This is a genomic window from Candidatus Zixiibacteriota bacterium (assembly GCA_022865345.1).
Taxonomy (GTDB): Bacteria; Zixibacteria; MSB-5A5; order MSB-5A5; family RBG-16-43-9; genus RBG-16-43-9.
This window is the reverse complement of record JALHSU010000052.1, coordinates 1-3,530: the sequence shown is the minus strand read 5'-3', so window position 1 is coordinate 3,530 and position 3,530 is coordinate 1. Positions and strand designations below refer to the sequence as shown.

Annotated in this window: 4 protein-coding genes; all 4 read left to right on the top strand. The window is 38.2% G+C overall.

The genetic code is table 11. The features are described from left to right. The coding region (locus MUP17_02185) for a molecular chaperone DnaJ (GenBank protein ID MCJ7457781.1) at positions 1-319 on the top strand (319 nt) is incomplete at its 5' end. A 15-nt stretch (positions 320-334) separates the two neighbouring features. Continuing rightward, positions 335-1,207, top strand: coding sequence for a DNA adenine methylase (locus tag MUP17_02180; GenBank protein ID MCJ7457780.1), 873 nt, complete (start codon positions 335-337; stop codon positions 1,205-1,207). A gap of 70 nt (positions 1,208-1,277) precedes the next feature. Next, the gene (locus MUP17_02175) at positions 1,278-2,873 is read left to right on the top strand and encodes a DGQHR domain-containing protein (GenBank protein ID MCJ7457779.1); all 1,596 of its coding nucleotides are present in this window, start codon (positions 1,278-1,280) and stop codon (positions 2,871-2,873) included. A 279-nt stretch (positions 2,874-3,152) separates the two neighbouring features. Next, positions 3,153-3,530: tRNA (N6-isopentenyl adenosine(37)-C2)-methylthiotransferase MiaB (locus MUP17_02170; GenBank protein MCJ7457778.1), on the top strand; the 378-nt coding region annotated here is incomplete at its 3' end.

Here is a 3,530-nt window from a genome sequence, read left to right as displayed (position 1 = left end):
TTATGAGCTGGCAATAAGCTTTCCCCAGGCGGCATTAGGAACTGAAGTTGAGGCTCCTACTTTAGAGGGTAAAGTGAATTTGAAGATACCTGCCGGGACTCAGTCTGGCAAGCTTTTCCGGCTAAGGGGCAAAGGGATTCCGCATCTTCATTCCTATGGCAAAGGAGACCAGATTGTCAGAGTTATGGTCTGGATACCTTCTTCTCTTTCCTCAGAGGAAAAAAGATTACTAAAGGAGCTTGCTGAAAAATCCGGAATCAAACCTCCAAAAGGGGATAAGGATTTTTTTGAGAGGTTGAGGAATACGCAGGGATTTTAAGAACTGAAGGAATTCATGAGAACGGTTTGGTTACATAAAGATCATAAAAAGATAAAATCTCACCATAGAGCAGAACCGTTCCTAAAATGGGCTGGTGGAAAAGGGCAACTTTTAAAGCAATACGAGTCGTTCTTTCCTTTACAGTTTAATAATTATATTGAGCCTTTTGTAGGTGGAGGAGCCGTCTTTTTCCATTTATATAACACTGGAAGACTAAGGAGAGATAGGAAAATAACATTAATTGATTCAAATGAAGAACTCATAAACTGTTATTCAGCTATTAAGGAGGATGTGAATAGATTAATCAGGACATTAAAAAGCTCTAAATATATAAATGATAAAGACGCATATTATAAGATAAGAAATGACAGACCAAGGGGCAAATTTGAAAGAGCTGCAAGAACTATTTACTTAAATAAGACTTGCTTCAACGGATTATATAGGGTAAATAGTCAAGGGAAATTTAATGTCCCTTTCGGTAGGCATGTAAAACCACTAATATGTGACTCTGAAGATTTACTTGCAGTGAATGAAGCTTTGAGCAACGCCGAAATTATACAAGATGATTTTGAAAGATGCTTGAAGTTGGCAAAAGAAGAAGATTTTGTCTATTTTGACCCACCTTATGAACCCTTAAGTAGAACTTCCAGTTTTACTGGCTACACTAGGTCTTCTTCTAATAAGGATGACCAAGAAAGACTATATGAGGTTTTTTGCACCTTGCACAGACGCGGGTGCAAAGTGATGGTGAGTAATTCATACACTCCTCTTATACAAAGGCTCTATAAAAGTTTTAGAAACGAAGTTGCATTGGCAAAAAGAGCAATCAATTGTAAACCTTCACTTAGAGGTGCGATAAGTGAATTAGTGATATTAAATTATCAATAAAACCGGTCTACTACAATGTGAAACCGTAGAGGTCAGATCTCACGAGGTCAATTAAGCAAGAGAGGTAGAAATGGAGAAGGCTGAAGCTATAGCTAGAATTAATGCAATTAATGCATCCCGTAATCCATTACTTAAGGATGTCGGAAATTTAATGCTTGATTTGGACTTAGAATTGATTGCCTGTTGTGAAGAAATTAGAAGGGATGGAGACTTGATAGGTGAAATAGACCTTCTTTTTAAGATCCAGGAGGCAGAGAAGGCTCTGCTTATTGAGGTGTCGACTCGAAGCACAAATATCTCGGAAAAAATAAGCAATTTTTTCTCGAAATGGGGATGTGAAGACAATGAAACCTTAGTGAGAAATAGGTTTACCATAGGACAGACAGTCGAAGTTATTAGGATTTTTTTCGAGTTGTCAGGGAGTAAGGAGGTTTCTGCTTCGGTGTCACACTTCACTAACCAGCGTGGCAACCATATTTTTCTTCAGTACGATTTGAAGTACTTCACGGATGCCTTTGGTAAAATTGGGAAGTGGTCCAAAAACGATCTATTCAGTTTTCTAAAAATAAAACCGCGTGAGGAAAGAACCATCGCGAAAGACGGTATTCAATTCTATCTCGGTAACATCTGTGCTTATGCATATATTGACCGGGTCGATCAATTATTAAGATATTGTTATATTTTCAGAAGAATTAAAGATGACAAAGGCTATCAAAGGGTACTGGAGAAGGGCAGGATAAGTAATATTGCCCTAAAAATCCAATCTAGCAATTTCTTGGCTTTTCCTAGTGCAATTCTTATTAGTTGTCCCGACGCTATTCATCTTTGTGACACTCCTAAGGTGCAAGCTGATTGTCCTGGACTAGTGAAAGTAAGAATTCCTGATTATTTTTGCGCCTGTAGAGTAATAGATGGTCAACATAGGCTTCTGGGTTTCTCCAATTTAGTTAAAAGCATTCAGGAAAACCATTTCCTTCCTGTTATAGCTTTAGAAAACATTGGGCAATTAGATGAGATGAAAACCTTCATAGACATAAATTCTACTCAGAAGAAGATAGATAGAAATCTCATCTTGGTATTAGAGGCTGATTTTGACTGGGAGAAAGCAGTTAATAAAAAGGAATATTTTGAAAAAGTTGCCGTAAGTGTTATAAAGAAGTTAAATGAGAATTCTTCGTTAAGAAACAAAATCTATATTCCCGACGCCTTGGCCAAGAGAAAAGGTAAAATTACGTTGGCCACTCTTGTTTCTGCTGTCCTAGGAAATAACTTTATCGGTGGAAGAAAGCACATATTTCAGGAAAATGATGAGGACGAGAAAACCCCATTTGAGGAAATCAAGAATATTTTTTCGTTGCTGCGAAAGCATATTCCGAATTACTCGACCGATGTTGGGTCTTTCTTCCTAAGCAACAAAGGGCTAAGGATACTGTTTAGAATGATTCAAATATATGAAAGAAATAGACTAAAATCTAATATTGATTTTAATCGGGAATCACTTATTGCGGATTTAAGGCGGATAGTCAATGATGAACTTGTTAAAAAATTGGAGGACTACTACGGAGAGGGCGGTGCCTCCAATGCAGTAATGGAGATGTTCAGCTTACTTAAGAAAGCGAAGAGGAAGAAATATAAGAATTTTGAGACTGATTTAAAAAATATATAAAAATCACCCTGTGAATTAGCCGTCTTCATAGTAAGTATAGTAAAATAAATTGTTTGAAAGCGAAACCTTGCCTAGTTTAGGATTCAACAAACGAGTTTTGTATATATTATCTGCTCGTAGGCAGACGTTATCATCCGCCTATTTCTCTGCTGGATGATAAGATCCAGCGTGAGCAGAGGAGATACTTCGCTAACGCTCAGTATGACAAAGAGAAACAGTCATTCTGATCCCGCCTTTTGGCGGGAGAAGAATCTTGCTTTTAATCTTCAGCAATAGAATATGAACAACAAATTCCACATAATCACCTTCGGCTGTCAGATGAATGTTTATGATTCTGAGGTCTTGAAGGGTATCCTCTCACAAAAAGGATATTCTGCAGTCAGCAAACCAGAAGACGCCAGTCTGATAATTGTCAATACCTGCTCGGTGAGGGAACATGCCGAGGTCAGAGCAATTGGCAGATTAAATGAGCTTTCCAGATATAAGCTGGAAAACCCTGAAATCAAATTGGCTGTTATCGGGTGTATGGCTCAGAGGTTAGGAGAGAGATTCCTGAAAGAAGTTCCGGCTCTGGACTTGGTTTTGGGGACTGAGGAGCTATTCAAGCTTCCGGATTATCTGGAGAAAAAAGGGAAAAGTCCAACTGTGGCTTTGTCT

Bases quoted from the DNA above. Each gene is read 5' to 3' on its own strand.
- MUP17_02180 (MCJ7457780.1), top strand. From the start codon at position 335: ATGAGAACGGTTTGGTTACATAAAGATCATAAAAAGATAAAATCTCAC.
- MUP17_02175 (MCJ7457779.1), top strand. From the start codon at position 1,278: ATGGAGAAGGCTGAAGCTATAGCTAGAATTAATGCAATTAATGCATCC.